This is a genomic window from Ferruginibacter sp. HRS2-29, assembly GCF_024343615.1.
Classification (GTDB): Bacteria; Bacteroidota; Bacteroidia; order Chitinophagales; family Chitinophagaceae; genus Ferruginibacter.
In genome coordinates, this window is sequence record NZ_RJUB01000125.1 from 1 (window position 1) to 21,744 (window position 21,744).

The window sequence follows — 21,744 nt, forward strand, 5'->3', positions numbered from 1 at the left end:
CTTGTCTGGAAAGTAGTTCCGTTGATGCTGTATTCCAGGCCGGTGCCGGTTGGTGCCGTAATTACGATCGTTCCGGTTGGAGTGGCACAGGTAGGTTGGGTGACTGTAGCCGTGGCTGCAGCCGGCGCTGATGGAGCGGCATTCACCGTTGCGGTAGCAGTGGAAGTACAACCTGCGGCGTTACGTACTGTAATAGTGTAAGTATTTGGCGCAAGACCGGCAAAAGTGGTACTTGCCTGGAAAGTAGTTCCGTTGATACTGTATTCCAGGCCGGTGCCGGTTGGTGCCGTAATTACGATCGTTCCGGTTGGAGTGGCACAGGTAGGTTGGGTGACTGTAGCCGTGGCTGCAGCTGGCGCTGATGGAACGGCATTTAAAGTTGCAGTAGTAGTGGAGGTACAACCCGCGGCATTTCGCACCGAAATAGTATAGGTTCCCGGAGCAACGCCGGTAAATATATTACTTGCCTGGAAAGTAGTTCCATTGATGCTGTAAGTCAAGCCGGTTCCTGTTGGTGTATTGATGGTAATGGTACCGGTAGGTGTAGTACAGCTTGGCTGGGTAAGTGTGTAAGTTGCCACCGCAGGCGCACCCGGAACGGAGTTGATGGTGATCGTTGCGGTAACGGCACAACCTGTCGCATTTTTCACTGTGATGGTATATACACCGGGAGCCAGTCCTGTAAAAACCGGGCTTACCTGGAAGTTCACGCCATCGATGCTGTAAGTATAACCTGTTCCGGTAGGACCGGTAACGGTGATCGAGCCTGTTGGAACGGCACAGGTAGGCTGCGTGATATTCCCGGAAACGCTGCCGGGCAAAGTGGCCTGCACCCGCATGCTGTTGATCCAGGTGGCATTGGCGGTTGTATTGGCAGCACCCGGGGTTTCATCCGTGGTTCCGGCATCGCCGATGATCCAGCTGGCGGCATTGGTATACAGGGCGTTGCTCAAATATAAGTTTGCCCCGCCATCCACATTCGCTTTCTGCACGGTAGGCACCTGGAAGGCACCGCCACCGGCACCAAGACCGAATATGATGGAGAAATGCGCCACTCCACTGTTGGCAGGGTTCACTATTATAACACCATCGCCGCTGTTGGCAAGCCCGATGGATACCCAGTTGGAACTGGTGCCGTACCCCGTAGTCGGGTATACATAGCTGGGGGATGAGGGCGTCACCGGGGTGGCGTCGTTCTGCTGTATCAAAGTGTTGGTGATAGGAAGCTGGTATTTGTAATCGTGGTTGGCGTCGGTGGGATCGTCGGTTCCGGCAGGTATTTTAGTATTCCTGTCGGCATTGTTGTAGATCAGGATGATTGACCCGTAGGGAACTTTTTCCCAGTTGGAACTGTTGGCGAAACGATAATGCCCCGCGGCGATACCGGAGCCCGCGCCGGCATACCATCCGTTATGATCATCGAAGATCCAGTTGCGAAGGTCGGCGGTACTGTCCGTACAGGTACGGGTACCCACCACCAAAAGTTCTATAAACTCCTTAGAGCCATTGGTGCCCTGAGATAACTCATTAACTATCAGGTTAAATTGAGCTTTTACCGAACTTGTTGACAGGCATAGGAACAGGATGAGGACAAGTGTAACATTACGTCTCATGCAGTAGTTTTTTGTCTGCGAATGTAGGGAAAAACAGTTAGAAGACCGTAATATTACGGGTCAATTAAGAATTAATAATCAAGAATTAATAATGCGGTTTTGCAGGGATGGCAACCCTGCAGGTGTTGCAATTACGGGTTGACTACCGAGGGTTGACTACCGGGAGTTGACTACCGAAGGTTGACTACTCGGAGTTGACTACCGAAGGTTGACTACTCGGAGTTGACTACCGAGGGTTGACTACCAGGAGTTGACTACCGGGAGTAGACTACCCGGAGTTGACTACCGAAGGTTGACTACCGAGGGTTGACTACCGAGGGTTGACTACCGAAGGTTGACTACCGGGAGTTGACTACCAAAGGTTGACTACCGGAGGTTGACTACCCTTTCTTAACTATCTTCGCATTCTTAATTCTTAATTCTTAATTCTTAATTCTTAATTCTTAATTCTTAATTCTTAATTCTTAATTGCCTTGGCAACTATTTTAGCTATAGAATCTTCCTGCGACGAGACCGCCGCTTCCGTCTGCCGCGATGGCCGCATCCTTTCCAATATCATTGCTACTCAAAAAGTTCATGCGCAATACGGTGGCGTGGTTCCCGAACTGGCCAGCAGGGCGCATATGCAGAATATCGTCCCTGTAGTAGATACCGCGTTAAAAGAAGCCAATTGCAGCCTCCCGGAAATTGACGCGGTAGCCTTTACCCAGGCTCCGGGATTAATAGGTGCATTGCTGGTAGGCACCGAATTCGCCAAATCACTGGCACTGTCGCTCGATAAACCGCTGATAGCCGTTCATCATATGCAGGCACATGTACTGGCCAACCTGATCGAGCAGCCAGCACCGGCATTCCCGTTCCTTTGCCTCACGGTGAGTGGCGGGCATACGCAGATCGTGCTTTGCCGTTCGGGCAACGATATGGAGATATTGGGACAAACCATCGACGATGCCGCAGGAGAAGCGTTTGACAAAACCGCCAAACTACTCGGACTTCCCTACCCCGGCGGTCCGCTTGTAGACAAATATGCCCGTGAAGGAAAAGCCATTTACCACTTTCCCGAACCCAGGATACAGGGATACGATTTCAGCTTTTCCGGGTTAAAGACTTCCATACTCTACTTTTTGCAGAATGCCGGCGCCGCCAATATTTATAAGGAAGAGTTCCTTGCGGATGAAGCCACTAAAAAACAATTCATCGAAACCCACCTCAATGATATCTGTGCTTCTGTACAGGACCGCATCATCAGCATTTTACTGAATAAACTGAAAAAAGCCGCTAACGATACCGGCATCAAAGACATCTGTATCGCCGGTGGTGTGAGTGCCAACAGCGGGTTGCGGAATGGCCTCAAAACGCTGGGCGAAAAAGAGGGCTGGAATACCTTCATTCCAAAATTTGAATATTGCACCGATAATGCCGCTATGATCGCCATCACAGCATACCATAAATACCTCGACAAAAAATTTGAAACCATGGAAGTGATTCCTGGAGCAAGAGGGGACTGGTAAAAAACCTCCGTGGTTTTCTTAACCCCGGAGTGTTTTGTTTATAAATCAACCGAAGATAATTTAACACACACCGAGGTTAGAAGAAAACCTCCGGGGTTATAATTTTTGAGCCAATGTTTTCTTTCAAAAAATTCACCATACACCAAGACAAATGCGCCATGAAAGTGTGCACAGATGCGTGTTTGTTTGGAGCATGGGTGGCGGAAAAAATGAAGGGTGAAAACGAAACGGAGTTTAATGTGCTGGATATCGGCACCGGAACGGGATTACTTAGCCTTATGCTGGCGCAACAATTAAAAGGAAAGATCGAATCGATAGAACTGGATGCCCCGGCGGCTACCCAGGCGGCAGAAAATTTTGCCGCTTCGCCATGGAAGGAAAGATTGAAAGTACATACCGGGAAGATCCAGGGTTTTGTGTCCGGGGAAAAATACGGGCTGATCATTTCAAACCCGCCATTCTTTGAAGCCGATCTGCGTTCGCCTGATGCTTCGCGAAATGCGGCCATGCATGATACCACATTGACCCTTGAAGAATTAATGAAACAGTTCAGCCTCCATATTGCTGTGGAAGGATCGGGAGCTGTGCTCATTCCATTTCATCGAACTGAATACCTGGAATCGTTGCTGGACCGGCATGGATTTTTTACGTTCAGCAAAGCTGTAGTAAAACAAACAACCACACATGCCTGCTTCAGGACAATGCTGTTGTTTTCAAAAAAAGAAAGGGAGAAAAAAGAGGAAGAGATCATCATACACGATGGAGAACGTGTATATACGGAGCGGTTTGCGGAGTTGTTGAGGCCTTATTATCTCAAACTGTGAAAAGAGTTACAGGTTGCAGATGACGGGTTGGTTGATCGTATGCGAAAGTTTTTTTGGAGATAACTTTCGTAATGGAGGCTCTTTTATTTTTGAAGTTTTTAAACCGCAGAGAACGAGGAAAGCAGAGTTTTCGCAGAGAAAAATATATAATCATACTCCGCGAAAACTCTGCTAACTCCTATTCTCTGCGGTGAAGAAAAATGCAGGATCTATGATATCCCGAACCTTAAAGATTTAAAGCCCGTTGTTCAGCAACATCGAATCTTCAAATACTTCCGCAAATAATTTACGGCTTCTGCGATCGGTGAGTGCGGCAAGGTGGCGTTCGTGGTGCATATCTGTTCCGGCAAAAGATGCCAGTCCGCTCTTGATGATATACTTTGCCGCTTTGGCTGTTTCCTTACCGTAATACCCGGTAAGCGAAAGCAGGTTGACCTGCAATACAAAACCGAGATCTTTCAGGTGATCGTACTGTTTGAGATTTCCATGGTAATAAGCATACCGCTCAGGATGCGCCAATATTGGTGTGTAACCTTCTGTGAGGATGGTGAATGCCATTTGCTCCGGATTTGAAGGTATGGACGAGTAAGAAAATTCTGTGAGGATCAGGCTATCCTTTACCGTTAGTAAGGGTACTTTGGAAGAAAGTAATTCAAAGAAATAGCTATCCAGCATATATTCCGCTGCAGCAGATACGTCGAAAGTAATCGACTCATCTTGCAAAGCCTGCTTCAGCTGGCTGAGCGCATGGCCGATCGTGTCGGGATTGTTACGGTACATATCACCAATGATATGCGGAGTGGCGATCGCTTTCGTGACACCCAGGTTCAGCATCCCTTTCACCAATAAAATGGAAGAAGCGATATCCTGCGAACCATCATCGATCCCCGGCAAAATATGAGAATGCATATCTGCCTGGATGGGGAAATAATCTTCGGTGAAACCAGAAGTCTTCTTTTTAAATAATCCGAACAAAGGAATTAATAATTAATAATTAACAATTAATAATTGAGCGGCCTCTACAATTATTAAATACTTAATTATTGGATGATTGAATTAGTATTTTAAAAATCCCGATAAATATCACAAACCTGAACTCTGAAGAATTATTAATTATTAATTATTAATTCTTCTTATAGAATTGATGCAGTTTGCTCAACGGTTTCAGTATCGATACAAAGAACGCAAACGGTATCTTATTCTTTTTCATCGCCAGGTAATCTCTCCTGTTGGCCCTGAAACGCTGCTGAAAATTCCGGTTGCTTTGCCCGCCGACCCGCATCTTCACGATCAGTTTTGGCAGATAATAAGCCGTTACCCGGTGGTGAAATAAATAACGGGCCATGAACTCATAATCCGCCGCGGTAAAATAATGCGATTCATATCCGCCAAACTCTTCTACCAGGCTCCTCTTGATATAAAATGTAGGATGTGCCGGCATCCAGCCAACTTTGAACAGCGACCTGTCGTACACTTTTCCTTTCCATATCCTGAAAACCTTGTCGGTATCGTCGGAATGTACGTATTCTAGATCGCCATATACAGCGCCTACCCGCTGCCGTTCGAATACCTCTACGATAGCTGAGATCACATCTTCTGTTTCCAGCATATCATCGCTGTTGAGTATACCTATCACATCGCCGGTAGCCATCGCCATGCCTTTATTGATGGCATCGTACATGCCCCTGTCTGTTTCCGACACCCATCTGGCGATATGTGATTCGTATTTTTTGATGATCCCAACGGTCCCGTCGTTGGATTTCCCGTCGATGATGATGTGCTCAATAGACCGGTGCTGCTGTTTTACAACAGAAAGGATACAATCCTCCAGATACTTTTCCGAATTGTAAGTGACCGTTATGATTGATACTTTCATTGCTGCCGGTATGATTACTAAGCTGTTGTGGTTGTTGCAAAATACGGTAATAAAAATAAATATTCATTAGGGAGGGACATTTATTAATATTTTGCAAACCTGTAAATGAAAAAACCTGAAAGGTTTATTCGGTTACTCGTTTGCAAATAGCACGCCAAATCAGGTTGCGGGCAGGTGTTTCTTTCAACTTCCGGGGTTTGGTTTAACCCCGGAGCGTTTTGAACAAACGCCCGGAGGTCGAAGAAAGCCTCCGGGGTTTGGTGTACCCCGGAGCGTTTTAAACAAACGCCCGGAGGTTGAAGAAAGCCTCCGGGGTTTGGTGTAACCCCGGAGCGTTTTAAACAAACGCCCGGAGGTTGAAAGAAACCTCCGGGGTTTACCTCGACACCACAATATTCTCCATCACCAGCATATCCATACTTGTACGTAAATAACAGGCCAGCGCTTCCTCGGGCGTATTTACGATAGGCTCATTTTCGTTAAACGAAGTATTGAGCAATATAGGGACACCGGTTTTTTTCCGGAAAGTATCTATAAGCGCATAATAGGCCGGGGAAATTTCCTTGTCAACAGACTGCAGGCGGCCTGTTCCATCCACATGTGTCACAGCCGGGATCGAAGCCTGTTTTTCTTTTTTGATCGGAAAAACTTTTTCCATGAACGGCACAGCTTCATCCAGCTCGAAATATTCTGCTACATATTCTTTCAGAATGGATGGTGCGAAAGGCCGAAAACTCTCCCGGCGTTTTATTTTGCTGTTGAGCAATTCTTTGGCATCGTTGCGGCGTGGGTCGGCAATGATGGATCTCCCCCCCAGGGCACGCGGGCCAAACTCGGCCCTTCCGCTGAACCAGCCTACTACCCCGCCATTGATCAGGCGATCGGTTACCACATCATATAATTGTTCACCATCGTATTGGGTATAAGCGATGTTCTTTTCATCGAGCATTTTGCGGATAACAGCGTTATCATAACGGCTACCTGTATACGCAGAATAGATGGCATGGCGTGGCTGGTCTTTTTCCTGGTGTTGCACATACAATGCAGCGCCCATCGAAATCCCGGCATCATGGCCGGCAGAAGGAATATATACTTCTTTGAATGGGGTGTTGCGGGTGATCTTACCATTGGCCACACTATTTTGCGCCACCCCACCTGCTATACACACTTTATCGAGCCCGGTGGCCGCATGCAGGTGATTGAGGATATGAAAGATCACCAGTTCGGTCATGCGCTGTACAGACGCCGCAAGGTCTTTGTGGTATTGCGACAAAGGTTCTTCCTTCAACCTTACGGCGCCAAATTTTTTCACCATATGCTCGCTGTACATCGGCGCTACTACGGGTACATGATTTTCATCATATCCTATCACCCCCGATGTCCCTTTGCGGAAATACTCCAGGTTGAGTTTGAAAAGCCCGTCGCCGGTGAGTTTGATCACATCATACAATGCATCCACATACTTTGGTTCGCCATAAGGCGCCATCCCCATCACTTTGTATTCATCGCCATAATGAGGAAAGCCGAGCAGTTGTGTAAATGCCGTATAAAAAATCCCGATGGAATGTGGAAAGTCTACCGATTGCAATACTTTAATGTGATTTCCTTTGCCGATGCCCGTCATGGTGGTACTGAAATCGCCGGAGCCATCTATCGACAGGCAGGCGGCTTCTTCAAACGGCGAAGCAAAGAACGCGGAAGCAAGGTGGCTGCGATGATGCTCCACGTTACGCACCTTATGCGTGAAGTCCTCTTCCGGCAAGCCGGAAATTTCACTCAGTTCCTTCTGGATGGAAGATACTTTTTTGCTGTTGCCCAGCCTGTCTTTCACCGTTTTGAAACTGCCCGACGGGTTAGCCGCCAGGTACAATATTTTCTTCAGGAACTTTGCTTTAGGATCCCTGCCTATCGCGAAAAAGTCTACGTCTTTGAAGGAAACCCCTGCTTCCTGCAGACAAAATTTTATCGCCAGCTGCGGAAAGCCAGCCCAATGCTTCACACGGGTGAACCGCTCTTCCTCAATTGCCGCTACCATTTTTCCATTTACAAAAATCGCCGCCGAAGCATCTGCGTGGTATGCGTTAATTCCTACTATGATCATCCAAATACTTTTAAGATGTTGTTTTAAATCTTATTACCAAAATGTAAAACCTATTTCAAATAGACTTTTAAATCATTGAGAGGCTTTTCAAATATAAACCAGGAAAGTGAGGCTATTCCCACTAATAATGCTAAGTGTAAACCCATTGCTACATAAGGATTTGCGATTGCAGCCGCAGGTATCAATACCGGCACATTTATTGGAAATTCTGTTTCCTTTCCTGAAATACAACGCACCAGCCAGGGTACAAAATTATGATATACATATAAGCCGTAGCTTATTTTTCCAAGATACCGGATCATCCTGTTCTGCAGAAAAAAGCTCGCCCATCCACCTGAATATTCTTTTGAAAAAAAAATGATCAGTGCTGACAAAATGGATATCAACACTCCTAAAATAAAACCGATCTTAAAATAACCGGCTAAAATCGTGATAAAAAAAACGATCAGGAACGTTGTCCATCTTTTTCCGGAACCTGAATTAACAGGCAGCTCTTTAAGATCCATCCGGTATGCCAAAATAGCCCCTATGCCAAAAGCATCAAAGCAACTAACAGGAAGCACTTCGAGATAACCCGTTCTGCTAAAGATAAATTTGAAGACAATGCTGGCGATCACGATACCGGGTAATACATATTTTAACCAGCGGCGCTTTAAAAAAAGAATGATGAACGGCCACACCAGGTAAAATTGTTCTTCTACTGCCAAGCTCCAGAAATGTGAAAGCCCCCCTGCCCATTTTTTTTCTTCAAAGATCAAAAAATTGGAAGTATAGGTGAGATAGTAAAAAAAGTGTCCGTTGAAAATATTTTTGTTTAAAAAATATACCAGGAATATTACTAAAAAATAAAGGGGGAATATCCTGAGACTTCTCCGGTAGTAAAATATTTTCAGTGCATGCCAAAATGTTACTTTACGCTCCTGGAACAGCTGCCGTGTTATAAACAGGTTGGAAGAGATCAGAAACCCGCTGATCACAAAAAAAAATGTTACCCCGATAAACCCGTTCGGAATTGTATTTACAATATTACCCGGTGCCCAATGATATATTATCACCAGTAACACGGCAAAGAAACGGAGGTTGTCTAACTGGGGAATGTATGCTATCTTTTTTGTCGGCTTGGTCATATTAACTAGTTGGCTTCTCGTTGCTTTTCTGGCCGGATGAAATTTTCATACTTTTTTCAAACCTCCATATCATTAAAAAGATAGCCAGATAAGCTGCAATATTGAACCACGTGTGATGATCGACGCCTAAAGGCATCTCCCAGTTGCGGTTAATGGCAGTGAGATATAAGGAGATCCGGATGACGTTGATGATGAACAACAGCAATACGCCGCCAAATGACCAGATGATCTTTTTGCCAATGCTGATGCTGTTCGATAGCACATAAGCCAGCCAGAAACTATACACTCCATAGCCCACACAATCCATCGCGATGAAGACCGATTTACCCATCACGAAACGGATGAGAAAACCGGGTTCTACCTGGGTTTTGATACCGCATAAAGAAAGCAGCCACTGCGTACAAAGCAGTAACATGTTTTTTATACCGCTTACATAATCAAAATATTCAGCAACGAACGGACTGTAATAACCTTCGGGTGAAGCGAGACCGATAACGGCTAATGTGCCGAAATACAAGACACAAAAGATCAGCAGGAATTTCGCTACAAACCACAAAAATTTTTTATCACCCAGGAAACTCCCTTTCATAATTCAAACATTCTTTTATATTGTTTTTCCAGAAACGCATGATCGGTATGGCTTGCGGCATAATCGATCGCGGCCTGCTGGTAAGGGGTATATTGCTTTTTGTCGAGCCTGATAAATTCTTCTATCGCTGTGGCTACCGCGTCTTCGGTGAGTTCCACATTTTTGCCTGCCCCGCTTTCTGCCAGGCCATTCCATGGCGTATTGTTGCTAGTAATCACCGGCAATCCGGCACTCAATGCTTCTATGATGGAGTGCCCGTAATTTTCACTCTTACTCGGCAAGATGAAAACATCGGCTTCCTGCAATACTTCGTTCACAAACCGTGGCTCAAGGTTACCGTGATAATTCACTTTAACATTCCACCTGAATTTTTTCATCACATCCAGGCATACATTCCAGTACTCCATATCTTTCACCGGCCCGTAGATATCGTACGTCACTTTATAATTGGTGCGCCTCAATGCATTCAATACCAGCAGATGGTTTTTCATGGGGCTTATCAATGCCACACTCACCAGCCGCAGGATGCCATATTGTTTGGTGATGTTGGGCGCCTTCAGCAATTTCCTTGGAAAATTGCCCGCGATATCCACTTTCACTTTTGGCCCGAAAACCGCTTTTACAAAACCCTCTTCTTTTTCATCAGTAGCATGAAACGTAATTTTTTTATGCAGCCGTGCCATCTTCCATGAGCGAAGAAAAATATTTTTTTTCCAGCTTTTCTGCGACAAAGCACCGGGATGCAACATCCCCCTTACAGATACTATTTTCTTTTTTGCTTCGCAAAATAACAAGGGTACCAGGTTGAAATGCCAGTCGTACAGGCCAATGATGTACAGCACTTCCGGTTTTTCCTCCTTCACTAACCGCAGCAATGTTTCACTTTTATTTTTTGCCGAAGCATACCACACTTTGGTGTAAACATTATAATCTGTCCACCTGCCGCTTTCTATATTCAATAAAGGCTCATTATTGAGATCGGTAGACGAACAGAATATCCTGTATTGCACACCATCTGTAAAAGAATCTACCAGGTTGGCGATGGATTGCACGGGCCCCCCGGCTTTATAAGCAGGGCGGAACCAGGGAATGCTGATGAAGATGGTTTTCAAGTGGTGGGTTGTAATACGGGTATTTTGCGGCGTACATAAAATTTGTGTTTCCACACCTGCAACATGATAAATATCAGGAAGCTGGATTTCACTACGTGGCCGAGGATCGTTTGCAATTCACAATCGGGACGTATCGGATAATAAAATACCAAAGGCGTGATCACCATCAATATCGGGAAGCGGTAGGAATGCCGGGCAAAGCTGTTCAGTACCCAGCTGAAGAACAGCCCGTAAAAGAACATGAATATCGAGCCGCCCATTTCACCCCAGTTTACATAGGCATCCCCGAGTGAACTCAGCCCCATGGAAGTACCTTTCTGCAAAGGGATGCCGGTATATTTTGTAAATATTTTCCTGTCGCCGGCATTCAGTTTATTGGGAGCGAGTATCCTTGGAAGTATGGCGGATTGTACAATGAGCAACATTTCCTCCCCGTTTTCAAAGGGCTGCTTGGCAGGTACCGTTGCCATGATGTTGGTAATGATGAATCCCTGGTTGATCCTGATATTACTTTCTGCAAGCCTTTCAACACTGAATATGCCCCCGTCTTTTCCACGCCTGTCTTCTTCAATAACTTTATTCAATGTTTCCAGGCCTGCCTCCTGCCCTTCCTTCCAGGTAGATTCGCGGTAATCGGATTTGATCAGCTGAATGAAAGTGGCAAGGGTCATAAAAGCGAGCACAAATCCACCTTTCACCAGATTGCTTGGTTGATATTTGAGCGCAAACACTGCCCCGAGAAAGATCAGCCATATCAACAGATCATGAAACATACCTGCCGACAGCGAAGAGATAAATATAGCTCCATATACTACAATGAGCGTGAGCGGTTTCAATTTACGATCACCTAAGATCAGCAGACTTGTACCGATAAATTTCAACCCGCCCAGCAATACAAATACGAAACCCAGTTCTGATCCGAAAAATCCTGAAACGACACTGGAGAAAAAACCTATCGCAATAAATACATAAGGTAACCGGGGGTTGAACTTTACGAATTTTTGTATTGCAATCCGGTCGATTGTTTCCCCTTTGAATTTGCCCGCAAAAAAATGTAATCCCATGATGAATAAGATCACAGCCGGTATTGCGTATGCAAAGTATTGCTCTTCGGGCACCTGCATCTTGTAGTACATCAGCTGGTATTCATCCAGGCCGCTGTAGGCAAATGCGGGCCCAAGAAACATCTGAAGACACATGAAACTTCCCAGCAGGTAACGTATAGGAAGCACATAACCGAAGCTATAAAACAACAAAAAAAACTGGTGCAAGGTGATCGCAATAGCAAAGAAACTCAGCCAGGTAATATCCATGAACAATACCCTGATGAGCAATAAAGACACCAGATATATAGGCCAACTGAATTTTACTTGAAATAATGAGTACATAATTGGAAACTTAGCTTTTTTCTGCTTCCCGGATCTTATCTAATACAGGCAAAAATACATATTCAAAATTTAGTTGCCCGGCAAAAGACTCCCTGGCCGCTTCTGAATATACATCATAATTATCCGCTATCTGTATCAGTATGTTTTTTAATGATTCCCGGGTGCCGTCAGTAAAGAATGCCCAGGGATATTTTTGAAGGTATTTGGTAAACTGCTCCGAATCGTACAATATCACCGGTAAGCCACAAGCCGCGTATTCATATATTTTATTGGAAGCCGTTCCCAGCGTCTTACTTACATTATCAGTATTCATGTGCACCCCAATGCCCATATGACAGGATGCCGTGAGCTTTGGCAATTCAGCATACGGCCCTATACCCACCCACTCCACCTGTTGCGAAACATCTTTACTTTCCGCCTGCGCATTCAACTGTTCCACATATTCTTTTTTCACCGAGCCTTTCAGGATAAGTTTCAATTGTTTTCCCTTTATCTGATCATTAAGCAGGTCAACGATCTCTTCCAATGCATGCCCCTTACCGATAAATCCCTGGAAAATGATCCTGAGATCATCGCCTTGTTTTTTGATGGAAAGATTTTGCGCCGTATACACTTTCAGCGAAGGATAATTCGGGATGATGAATGCATCCAGTCCCGGCTTCAGCCCGGGGTAAAATCTTGTCCTGTCGGGAGAAGGCAGGGAAAAATAATCGATGTGCCGCATGGCGTTCTTTTCATAACGCCCCGCCATTCCGCCTAGGGTGAACCTACTCAGCCTCGTCATATCCGGCATATCGTGATTGTGATACCAGACCTTTATTTTTTTTGATAAAAATTTCCTGGATACAAAATAAGAAAACAATGGAAACGGGTCGTACAGCACCAGCATCTCCGTTCCCTTCTGCCGGCAGGCGCTTACCAGTGTTTTGGTAAAACGATAGAAGGAACTGAACTTCTGAAACGTGGATACTTCTGCCGATTCGCGGACCGACATGAACTTGCCGATCTTTTTCAATACCACATTCGATGGATAATTAAAATCGGACAGGCTATGGTTGCGGGTTACCACCACCACTTCATCATATAACTCCGCGAAATTGAGGATCGCGTTGATGGTAGGCGGATAAAAATCCGGGTCTATATAAATAGCTACAACAATTCTTCTCATGTTCAGATCTTTTCAATTACCCTCGTAAGCCTCGAGCGATGATCGTAGCCGCTCCGGATGGACCTTTCCAATCCCGCGGCAGCGATCGCTTTCCTTTCTTCGGGATGAGCGAGGTAATAATTTACTTTTTCAAGCATTTCTTCCTTCGTGTTTACAAATACGGCTTCTTGTCCGTTGTCAAAAAGATCAAGATGCAGCTCACTCGTTTCGCCCAGCATGAACACTCCGCAGGCCGGTATTTCAAAAGTGCGGCTATCCTGTTCATCGCGGTTCACATGGCGGAGAAAGTGTAACGCGATATCCATGCCGTTGATGGTTTTTATATAATCTTCGCCATACACCGAGCGCCCCCTGTAAAACGGTTTTATCTTTTCCCAGTTCTTCGCATTCTCCCAATCGTTGCCGGTAACCCAAACTTTTATTCCATGGTCGAGCAGGTACACGATCCAGTCTTCGCGATAAGATTCGTGCGTTCCTACAAAACCAACTTCCGCATCAAACTTTTTATGCTCTTCGGCCGAAAGCAATAACGGCCGGTGAAAAGACGGATCGAATGAACGATAACATATTTCAACCCGCTTGGCCCCGCGATCTTTTAACTCCTGTATGTTGATGCTGCGCTGTACAAAATGAACATCGAAACAGGGAGCCGTATTTAAATACAAGCGCCATTTCCTGCCCAGCGGATCATCCGTAAGCAGGCTGATGATCTTTGTTGAAGGATGATCCCTGCGGATCTTTTTCAGCAATGCGGCCTGCAGATAACTTTTATTATCCACCCATATTATTTCGGGCTGATGTTGCTGAACTGCTTTCCACACGGCGTTATTGAGACGATGGATGCCGGGGCCGATGTTCAGGTGAAAATGAAATTTTGTAAAGATATTTCCGAAAATGAACGGATCGGTATCCAATCCATGTACCGTGTGGCCCATTGCCTGCAACGTCTGGAACCGCCTGTAACAATTTCCCGATTGGTCGAGTGTGCCGATGTATAATATATTCAACGATGCGGTGCTGTTCACGGAATTATACTAAGTTTTTTTTGAAAAATACCTGGTACCACAAAACATAACTGAGGGTGCGCCAGTAAATAGATACATCCCCATTGTTATTATAAAAATTATCGCCCAGGGCAAGCGCTTCTTTTTCTTCCAGGAAAGGCGTTTCCTTTACATGTCCGTAAAACAATTCACGCCCGCGTTCATCCGTCCGCAGTGCATGATCGATCGGTGAAGGAAACCCGTACTTCCCTTTCTGATCCAGCACTTCATCGGGCACCCTGCCCCTGAAGGCATTGCGCATGACTGATTTCGTACGGCCCGTAATAATTTCTTCCGTAGCAAATTGCAACACAAATTCTATGAGCACATGATCGAAAAAAGGCACACGTGTTTCCACGCCAAATGCCATCGAATTACGATCCTCGTAATGAAGGAACGGCGGCGCCGTCCAGCTGCGGTAATTATTTACCAGGTTGGCAAAATAGGGGTTGCGATGTTGATGATAATAATGCGGAACTTTTTCTTCCTGTACAATATGCCTGATCTTTTTCTGCAGGCTGCGGTTCTTGATCATCGTACGCAGCGATTGCGGAATGGTTTCGTACATACTTTTGATAAGCAGGTGCGATGCGCTGTAAGTGCCCATCTTTGAAAACTTCTTTACATCTTTCAGGTAAGAAACTATCTTCAACCCTTTGAGTAAAGTAGCATGATGCGCATGTATGTAGGAAGCATAACCGCCAAACAATTCATCGCCGCCGGATCCCGACAGCAATACTTTTATCTTATGCTCACTGGCCAGCTGGCAAAGTTTATAATGCGCATACATAGATCCATCCATCACCGGTTCATCGTGATGAAAAATGACGGAAGGCATATCCCTGAAAAAATCTTTTCCATCGAGCGGAAACGTATGCGGCTTCAATTTACTGTTGCCTTTGAGCACTCCTTCAATCAATGCATTCTCCGGATGGAAATACGGCAATATCCCGGAAAAGGTATGCAGCGCCGGTTGCGACATCTGTGCTGCCGCGAAACAGGTAACAGAAGTAGAATCGATACCGCCGGAAAGAAATGAGCCAACCGGCACATCGGATCGCAGGTGAAGACTGATTGTTTGCGAAAAAAGAGCCACAAATTCTTCGGCAGCAGCCGCATCGAATTTCTTCCTGCCGGGTGATGGAAAGTCCCAGTACATCTTTTGTTCCGACATACGCCCCTCCGCATCTACCCACGCATAATGCGCAGGATGTAGCTGCAGCACATTTTCAAAAAAAGTTTCCTCGTTGGTATCCAGCTGGCAATTGGCCAGGAACTCATACACTTTAAAAGCATTGATATTTTCCTGTTCGCGAAGCAAAGCCTTGATCTCCGAAGCGAAGTAAAAACCTTCATTATCCTGCCGGTAATAAAATGGTTTTATCCCAAACCTGTCGCGAACGACCAGCGTTTTGTTTTGTTGTTTATCATACAATGCAAAGGCGAACATGCCCCGCAGCATGTTGATGAATTCTATTCCATACACCGCATACGCGGCAAGGATCACTTCCGAATCGGAATCATTTTTGAAATCATAACGGTTACCAATAGCCGCTTTTATCTCAAGGTAATTATATATCTCCCCGTTAAACACCAGCATGTTGCCGCTGGCACTATCCTGCATCGGCTGATCGGCATTGGAAGACAGATCGATGATGCTGAGCCTTGCATGCCCGAACGCGATGGAAGGTTCGGCCCAGTAATGCAACCCATCGGGGCCACGGTGCCGGATCGATTCCAGCATCGGCTGTATCAGTGTTGTATTACCTCCTATTATCCCTGCGATTCCGCACATACTGATTTAATTTTCTGCCGCGATCTTTAGTTCCCCGACAATTTTATCTATAGAAAAATCCGCCACTATTTTTTTTGAAGCCTCGCCGGCGCTGATGCGGAGTGATTCATCCGACAGCAACTGATTGAGCTTTTTTGATAACTCTTCAATATCCCCTTCGTCATACACAAACCCGTTTACACCCTGCTGAACAAGATCGTGTGCGCTGCCACAGGTGGAAGATACGATCACCGGCATGCTGAAGTTCATCGCTTCGTTTACCGATAAACCCCAGGTCTCGCCCATGCCCGAGCACATTACAAAAACATCCGCGGCCGCGTAATACTTCACAATTTCAGATTGGTTCACAAAGCCCGTCAGCACTACATCCGCTATATTATTCTGCGCAATATAAGTTTCCATTTCCTTTCTCAATCCACCTTCTCCCATCATCAACAGCGTAGCATCATCCCGACGTAGCTGCGCAAATGCTTTAACCAGGTCCAGCGGGCGTTTCTTCTCAATATATTTCCCGGAAAATAACACTACTTTTTTCTGGGGATCAACACCAAGTTCCTTTTTGATCATTCCCTTATCGAAAAACTTTTTCGCCTCTTCCCGGAAGAAATCATTGTCGACCGCATAAGGTGTGTACACCAGTTTTTTAGGATTGACCCCATAGTATATAAAAAACTCTTTGCTCTGCGAGCCGATGTATAAAAACCTGCTTACAAAAGGAAATAATAAATATCCCAGTAACACTTTTTTGATCTTTAATACCTTTCCGCTTTTCCTCAACTCCTGGTTCAGCGGGTTTTCTGCACGAAGCCATACTTTTTTTCTGAAAAGAACGGAAAAGAAGATCACCATCAGTGTAGAGCTGTAACTCCATCCGTTTACGATCACAATTTTAGCAGGGCTTCTGAACAATGTAGAAATGACCGAAGGATTGAATACATCAAAAAAACGATTGGAAAGCGATTTTCTCCCCGAAAGATTTTTCAGGAAACTGTGTTCATAACCTTCCAGCAAAGGGATATCCCATTTCACTTTTTGTCCGAAACCAACATCGTAATTTCCGCGGATACTCGCGTCTGAAAAGTAATACACATGCAGGTCCAGTTCCTTATCCATTTTTCTCAGCAAAGGAGAAAAATATTGTATCGGGTGGCTCAGGAAATAAATGACTTTGGGTTTCACGCTGTATTTAATTATTGATAAGGCTTTTGAAAACCCATTTTAATTTAAGTAATAAGAAACAAGTTCGGCCGTACTTTTCGCGGCATCGGTCCTTTCAAAAGACGGTTTCCACCCCGCCGCTTTTTTTTCATAAGCAAGCCGGATGGTCTCTGTGAGGCTTGCTGCACTTCCGTATTCAAACAGGAAACCTTTTTCCGCACTGTTCACCACATCACGGTTACCCTTACTCGAAGACGCGATCACCGGCAATGAATGCTGAAACGCATCCAATATTACCAATGGCAGCATTTCCGGAACAACACTGGGCAGCACCAGGAAATCATACTGTTTCAATTGCGCCAGCAACACCTCCTGGCTGACCGTTCCTTTATAATTGAAATGGTAAATAGCTTTACAGGAATCGAAATAATCCGCTTCCATGATATCGCCGTAAACATCTACCTGCAGTTCTTTATTTTCCAGCCGGCTCATCGCTTCACACAAAAGGTGCAGCCCTTTGATCTGTTGTATGCGCCCGATGAAAACCAACCTGTGTTTTGTTATGGCATTATCGGCCTCATCGCCTGAAGCTACCGGTTTCAATGGCTTGTGTGGCAACAGCACAATATTTTCCGAATCGTATCCATTGTCCGCCAGCAATTGTTTGAACCAGTTCGCAAGCACAAATACTTTGTCACACAAACTGATCAACGCGTCAAGATCTTTTGTCCGTGCAGCAACACGGTGCCTGAATTTACCGGTGATACCAGAATAACTGATCGCTTTTTCCAGCACACCTGCCAGCGGCCCTTTTTGCAGCATCCCGATATTCAGTTTACTGATAAGGTTGCAATTGGCACATCTGCCGGCATCGGTAAATGTATTGCAATCGCTTACACCCTTATACCGGAAATCGCCTTTGTAACAAGTAAGGTATGGAATATGAAAAGTGAAATATACTTTTTTGCAGAATTCTTTCGCGATGCGAAACCAGGGAATCTCAATTCCACCGAAGGATGAATATTCATGGAAGTGGCAGATATCGAACTGTTTTTCCCTGAGCAGTTTTGAAAAATTCTCCGTGCTCCTTCCTGTAAGGTTTACCAATACCTCATCAAAAATATAATCATGCCCTTCCTGCACCGACAAAGCTGCCACTTCTACGTGGAAACCCTGCGTTTGCAATAGCTTTGCCAGGTAATGGGTGTAATTCTCAATACCACCTTTTTTGCCCGGCAAATAATTTCCTGTTACAAATAAGATCTTCATGTCAGCTCTTCGCCATTATTTCAATCGTCCGAAAATGTTACGGACAGAAATGCCGGACATGCTGAGTGCCTTCGCGGCTTTTTTCAGGTTACCGGTCTTTTTCAGGTAGTATAAAAGGCTGTATAAATTTTCACCGGTCTTTTTACGGATCACGCGCCGTTTATCTCTTGCCGATAAAGGGATCGCCTGTTCATTAAAAACATCCACGATCACGCGGTGATTGTTGTACAGGTAACTGTATTTATTATTCGCTTCCTGACCGTCGTGGATGCGGTAATTCAGGTAGATGTAAGGCAGCAATAAAAGGTTGGTGTTGCTTGCCATCTTCAGATCGTAATACAGGTCATTCGCGGGGCCATACTTTTCAGGGAAACGCCCAAGTTTTTCAAATACGGATCTCCGTACGATGGTACCACCAGGCCCGATATTGAGAAAACTTTTTTCAAAAAAATGTTTCTGAAGGCTTTGTTCCGGCGTAAGCATTACCGGCCCCGTAATATCTTTTTTATAATACAACAAAGAAAAATCCGCCTGCGGGAACAATGCAAAATTTTTAACTACATACTCCATTGCATCCGCTTCTATCGAATCATCGGAATCAACGTACATCAAAAATTCCCCTTTGGCATAAGACGCTGCTTTGTTCCTGTTTGGATAATCCCCAAGGTTCTTTTCATTCAGGTAAAGTTTCACCCTCGGGTCGCGGCGCTCATATTCCCTTGCGATGCTTATCGTTTCATCCTTCGAACCATCATCTACAATGATAAGCTCGAAATTTTCGTAGGTAGATCGTAATATGCTATCAATTGCTTCGGCGATAAATTTTTCACGGTTGTAAGCCGTCATCAAAACGCTGATCAAAGGATTGTTGCTATCTGTGCTCATGGTATGCTAACGTGCGTTCTGCTTTAATTATAATTTCGGGTTGCGTATGATCTTCCTCAAAAAAAATACGATCCACCCGGGTATCCACTTCCTGTCGAGTACGCGACCGCGGATGTAAGGGGGATAAATCTTTCCTTCCCTTTTATGCTGCGAAATTTCAACGATTGCTTTTTCATACGCATCAGCCTGTGCGAACGGTTCAAATTTCTGCAGCATCGCGGCAGAATTATTGCGCAGCATTTCAAATTTGGCGTGATCGTGATATAAGCCTGTAACGGCATCCGCGATAGCATTAGCATCACCTACCGGCAACAATATTCCGTTTACCCCATTCCTGATCACATCAGACACTCCGCTCTCAATATCAAACGCAACGGGTACCGCCCCGGCTGAAAGTGTTTCTATCAGTACATTTGGTAACCCTTCCAAAAACGAAGGGAATAAAAAAATATCCGCCTGCTTCATTTCCTGCATCACGGCTGCTTCATTCAGCCAGCCGGCAAAACTTACCCCAGGCTGATCGCCCAGTTGTTGCTTAAGGGCATTTTCGAGCGGGCCATTTCCTGCTATGGTGAATTGAAAATTATCTACCCCGTTCTTTTTTATACGCTCATAAATGGCCGGCAACAGGTGGGCCCCTTTTCTTTCGATCAGCGATCCTGCAAACAAGATCTTCAGCTTTTCGCCCCGGGGTTGTTTTTTATTCCCTGGTTCGTCCGCAGCCGCAGCTGATGGATAATATATCTTCCGGGTTCTGCCGGCCCCGTTTTCAAATGCCGCTACATCCTTTTCTATTTTATTGCTGTAAGCGATGAACCCATCCACAACAGTTCCATAGTGTTTGGCCATGGAATAATAATAGGGAAAATCACCATGCAAAATATACACAACAGGGTTTTGCAAACGCATAGTGGCCACCATCTTTATTTCCAGTCCGTCATTGCCAACAATGATGTCCCACTGGCTTTTCAGTGTTTTGCTCAACCTGCGAAAAGTACTGAAAGCACTCTCTTCCGAAGGGTAATAAAAACGGATGACCTCGTCGGCCGCGAAGTTTCCATCGCAGGCATCCATCTGCTGATTATCCGACCGGAACAGTACTACCGCATACGTATAGCCGCTGTTTTTTTTCCGGTAGCGCAGCAGATTTTTAACGATCCGTGAAACACCCGCTTCCACATCCGGAAGAAAATAAACGATCCTCATATCAGTTAAGCGCCGGCATTTTATTTAAACAAACGATCTTTCAGTTTCAGTAAAGGCCGCTCCAGGAACCGCATAGACAAGGCTGCAAAGCCGATGGTGATGGCAAGATATAAAGGCAGTTTAAATATCCATGGATGAAATTCCAGCACAGGAAAAAAACTAAAATCGATGCTGTTCCATATCGGGCTAAAGGCATATTCATTCAGGTAATATTGTATCGGCCCGTGATAAACATAAATGCCGTACGAGATGGATGCGATGTATAATACAAAACGGTGATGTAAAAACTTATTGATACCGCCGATCCGGAAACCGAAGAAGGCCGCTTTCAATACCAGGTACAGGGATACAAGCCCCAGGACGACCGGTTTTAATTTAAAGAAAAAAACAAGCGACAAAGGCAATACCAGCAGCAACACGAGGCATTCCAACAAAACCGACCTGAATAATTTTTCAGGTAATTTATAGTTCAACGTATACACCGCACCAAATGCGCCTAACCCAAGTGATGCCATCCTGGTCAGTATTCCTGCTCCATTATAAGGGCTTAAAGAAGGAAAAATATCCAGGGTAGTTTGTAAAAATCCAACAGAAACGATCGCGGCAATGACCACCAATAAAATCTGTTGTTTTTTACGAAGTCCCAGAACAACCAGTGGCCAAAAAAGATAGAATTGCTCTTCCACACAAAGCGACCAGAAATGGTGCACATCACTCACCGGTATTTTGTAATATACCCAGGCATAATTGTACGTATAGGTTACAAAATAAACCAGGTACTCGCGGATGACAGGATATTGCAGTATATACAACACCAGGATCGCGAAATAGTATACCGGGAAGATCCTCAATGTCCTTCTTCCCATGAATATGCCATATGCTTTGAAGAAGCTGGTCTCCCTTGACTTGCAAAGGATGCGGGTGATCAAAAAACCACTGATGACAAAGAAGAGGTCTACGCCATAATACCCCGCAGAAATATATTTACCGATCCACGGGGGAAAATGCTCGAGTAATACCAGCAATATCGCAACACACCGTAATCCATCGATCCCCGAAAAATATTTCTGATCGTTCAA

At 45.1% G+C, this 21,744-nt stretch carries 18 protein-coding genes; 2 read left to right on the plus strand and 16 right to left on the minus strand.

Features of this window, described 5'->3' with window-relative positions; all coding sequences use genetic code 11:
- Nucleotides 1–1,613, minus strand: a 1,613-nt coding sequence (locus EGI32_RS12930) for a hypothetical protein (RefSeq protein ID WP_255155781.1), incomplete at its 3' end; no start/stop codon positions are given.
- Nucleotides 1,614–2,086: 473 nt separating this feature from the next.
- On the opposite strand from EGI32_RS12930, the gene tsaD reads away from it, so the two are divergent.
- Nucleotides 2,087–3,124 (plus strand): tRNA (adenosine(37)-N6)-threonylcarbamoyltransferase complex transferase subunit TsaD, encoded by a 1,038-nt coding sequence (tsaD, locus tag EGI32_RS12935; protein WP_255155782.1) that lies wholly within the window; start codon nucleotides 2,087–2,089, stop codon nucleotides 3,122–3,124.
- Nucleotides 3,125–3,237: 113 nt separating this feature from the next.
- Entirely contained in the window at nucleotides 3,238–3,948 is a 711-nt protein-coding gene (locus tag EGI32_RS12940) for a tRNA1(Val) (adenine(37)-N6)-methyltransferase (RefSeq protein WP_255155783.1), read from the plus strand.
- Between the two features lie 234 nt (nucleotides 3,949–4,182).
- Here EGI32_RS12940 and EGI32_RS12945 read toward each other — a convergent pair whose 3' ends face one another.
- From EGI32_RS12945 to EGI32_RS13015, 15 genes are all read right to left on the minus strand, one after another.
- Nucleotides 4,183–4,923, minus strand: a complete 741-nt coding sequence (locus EGI32_RS12945; RefSeq protein ID WP_255155784.1) for a tyrosine-protein phosphatase — start codon at nucleotides 4,921–4,923, stop codon at nucleotides 4,183–4,185.
- Between the two features lie 148 nt (nucleotides 4,924–5,071).
- Entirely contained in the window at nucleotides 5,072–5,824 is a 753-nt protein-coding gene (locus EGI32_RS12950; protein ID WP_255155785.1) for a glycosyltransferase family 2 protein, read from the minus strand.
- Nucleotides 5,825–6,200: 376 nt separating this feature from the next.
- The gene (locus EGI32_RS12955) at nucleotides 6,201–7,925 is read right to left on the minus strand and encodes a carbamoyltransferase C-terminal domain-containing protein (RefSeq protein WP_255155786.1); all 1,725 of its coding nucleotides are present in this window, start codon (nucleotides 7,923–7,925) and stop codon (nucleotides 6,201–6,203) included.
- Between the two features lie 50 nt (nucleotides 7,926–7,975).
- Complete coding sequence (locus tag EGI32_RS12960; RefSeq protein WP_255155787.1) at nucleotides 7,976–9,052, minus strand: acyltransferase; 1,077 nt, start codon at nucleotides 9,050–9,052, stop codon at nucleotides 7,976–7,978.
- 1 nt (nucleotide 9,053) lies between these two features.
- Nucleotides 9,054–9,641, minus strand: coding sequence for an exosortase/archaeosortase family protein (locus EGI32_RS12965; protein ID WP_255155788.1), 588 nt, complete (start codon nucleotides 9,639–9,641; stop codon nucleotides 9,054–9,056).
- On the minus strand, nucleotides 9,638–10,753 hold the full coding sequence (locus EGI32_RS12970; protein ID WP_255155789.1) for a glycosyltransferase: 1,116 nt from the start codon (nucleotides 10,751–10,753) through the stop codon (nucleotides 9,638–9,640). The genes EGI32_RS12965 and EGI32_RS12970 overlap by 4 nt, the downstream gene beginning before the upstream one ends.
- Nucleotides 10,750–12,096, minus strand: coding sequence for a hypothetical protein (locus tag EGI32_RS12975; RefSeq protein ID WP_255155790.1), 1,347 nt, complete (start codon nucleotides 12,094–12,096; stop codon nucleotides 10,750–10,752). Before EGI32_RS12975 ends, EGI32_RS12970 begins: the two co-directional genes overlap by 4 nt.
- 55 nt (nucleotides 12,097–12,151) lie before the next feature.
- Entirely contained in the window at nucleotides 12,152–13,309 is a 1,158-nt protein-coding gene (locus EGI32_RS12980; protein WP_255155791.1) for a glycosyltransferase, read from the minus strand.
- A 2-nt stretch (nucleotides 13,310–13,311) separates the two neighbouring features.
- Complete coding sequence (locus tag EGI32_RS21380; protein ID WP_255155792.1) at nucleotides 13,312–14,334, minus strand: glycosyltransferase; 1,023 nt, start codon at nucleotides 14,332–14,334, stop codon at nucleotides 13,312–13,314.
- A 4-nt stretch (nucleotides 14,335–14,338) separates the two neighbouring features.
- Nucleotides 14,339–16,147: an asparagine synthase (glutamine-hydrolyzing) gene (asnB, locus tag EGI32_RS12990; protein WP_255155793.1), complete on the minus strand. Its 1,809-nt coding sequence runs from the start codon at nucleotides 16,145–16,147 to the stop codon at nucleotides 14,339–14,341.
- A 6-nt stretch (nucleotides 16,148–16,153) separates the two neighbouring features.
- Nucleotides 16,154–17,326, minus strand: a complete 1,173-nt coding sequence (locus EGI32_RS21385) for a glycosyltransferase family 4 protein (RefSeq protein ID WP_255155794.1) — start codon at nucleotides 17,324–17,326, stop codon at nucleotides 16,154–16,156.
- Between the two features lie 39 nt (nucleotides 17,327–17,365).
- The gene (locus tag EGI32_RS13000) at nucleotides 17,366–18,574 is read right to left on the minus strand and encodes a glycosyltransferase (RefSeq protein ID WP_255155795.1); all 1,209 of its coding nucleotides are present in this window, start codon (nucleotides 18,572–18,574) and stop codon (nucleotides 17,366–17,368) included.
- Nucleotides 18,575–18,589: 15 nt separating this feature from the next.
- Nucleotides 18,590–19,459: a glycosyltransferase family A protein gene (locus EGI32_RS13005; RefSeq protein ID WP_255155796.1), complete on the minus strand. Its 870-nt coding sequence runs from the start codon at nucleotides 19,457–19,459 to the stop codon at nucleotides 18,590–18,592.
- Between the two features lie 27 nt (nucleotides 19,460–19,486).
- Nucleotides 19,487–20,665, minus strand: a complete 1,179-nt coding sequence (locus EGI32_RS13010; protein ID WP_255155797.1) for a glycosyltransferase family 4 protein — start codon at nucleotides 20,663–20,665, stop codon at nucleotides 19,487–19,489.
- Nucleotides 20,666–20,685: 20 nt separating this feature from the next.
- Nucleotides 20,686–21,744, minus strand: a complete 1,059-nt coding sequence (locus tag EGI32_RS13015) for an acyltransferase (RefSeq protein WP_255155798.1) — start codon at nucleotides 21,742–21,744, stop codon at nucleotides 20,686–20,688.

Bases quoted from the DNA above. Each gene is read 5' to 3' on its own strand.
- EGI32_RS12980 (WP_255155791.1), bottom strand. From the start codon at position 13,309: ATGAGAAGAATTGTTGTAGCTATTTATATAGACCCGGATTTTTATCCG.
- EGI32_RS13005 (WP_255155796.1), bottom strand. From the start codon at position 19,459: ATGAGCACAGATAGCAACAATCCTTTGATCAGCGTTTTGATGACGGCT.
- EGI32_RS12950 (WP_255155785.1), bottom strand. From the start codon at position 5,824: ATGAAAGTATCAATCATAACGGTCACTTACAATTCGGAAAAGTATCTG.
- EGI32_RS12960 (WP_255155787.1), bottom strand. From the start codon at position 9,052: ATGACCAAGCCGACAAAAAAGATAGCATACATTCCCCAGTTAGACAAC.
- asnB (WP_255155793.1), bottom strand. From the start codon at position 16,147: ATGTGCGGAATCGCAGGGATAATAGGAGGTAATACAACACTGATACAG.
- EGI32_RS13010 (WP_255155797.1), bottom strand. From the start codon at position 20,665: ATGAGGATCGTTTATTTTCTTCCGGATGTGGAAGCGGGTGTTTCACGG.
- EGI32_RS12965 (WP_255155788.1), bottom strand. From the start codon at position 9,641: ATGAAAGGGAGTTTCCTGGGTGATAAAAAATTTTTGTGGTTTGTAGCG.
- EGI32_RS12940 (WP_255155783.1), top strand. From the start codon at position 3,238: ATGTTTTCTTTCAAAAAATTCACCATACACCAAGACAAATGCGCCATG.
- EGI32_RS12955 (WP_255155786.1), bottom strand. From the start codon at position 7,925: ATGATCATAGTAGGAATTAACGCATACCACGCAGATGCTTCGGCGGCG.
- EGI32_RS13000 (WP_255155795.1), bottom strand. From the start codon at position 18,574: ATGAAGATCTTATTTGTAACAGGAAATTATTTGCCGGGCAAAAAAGGT.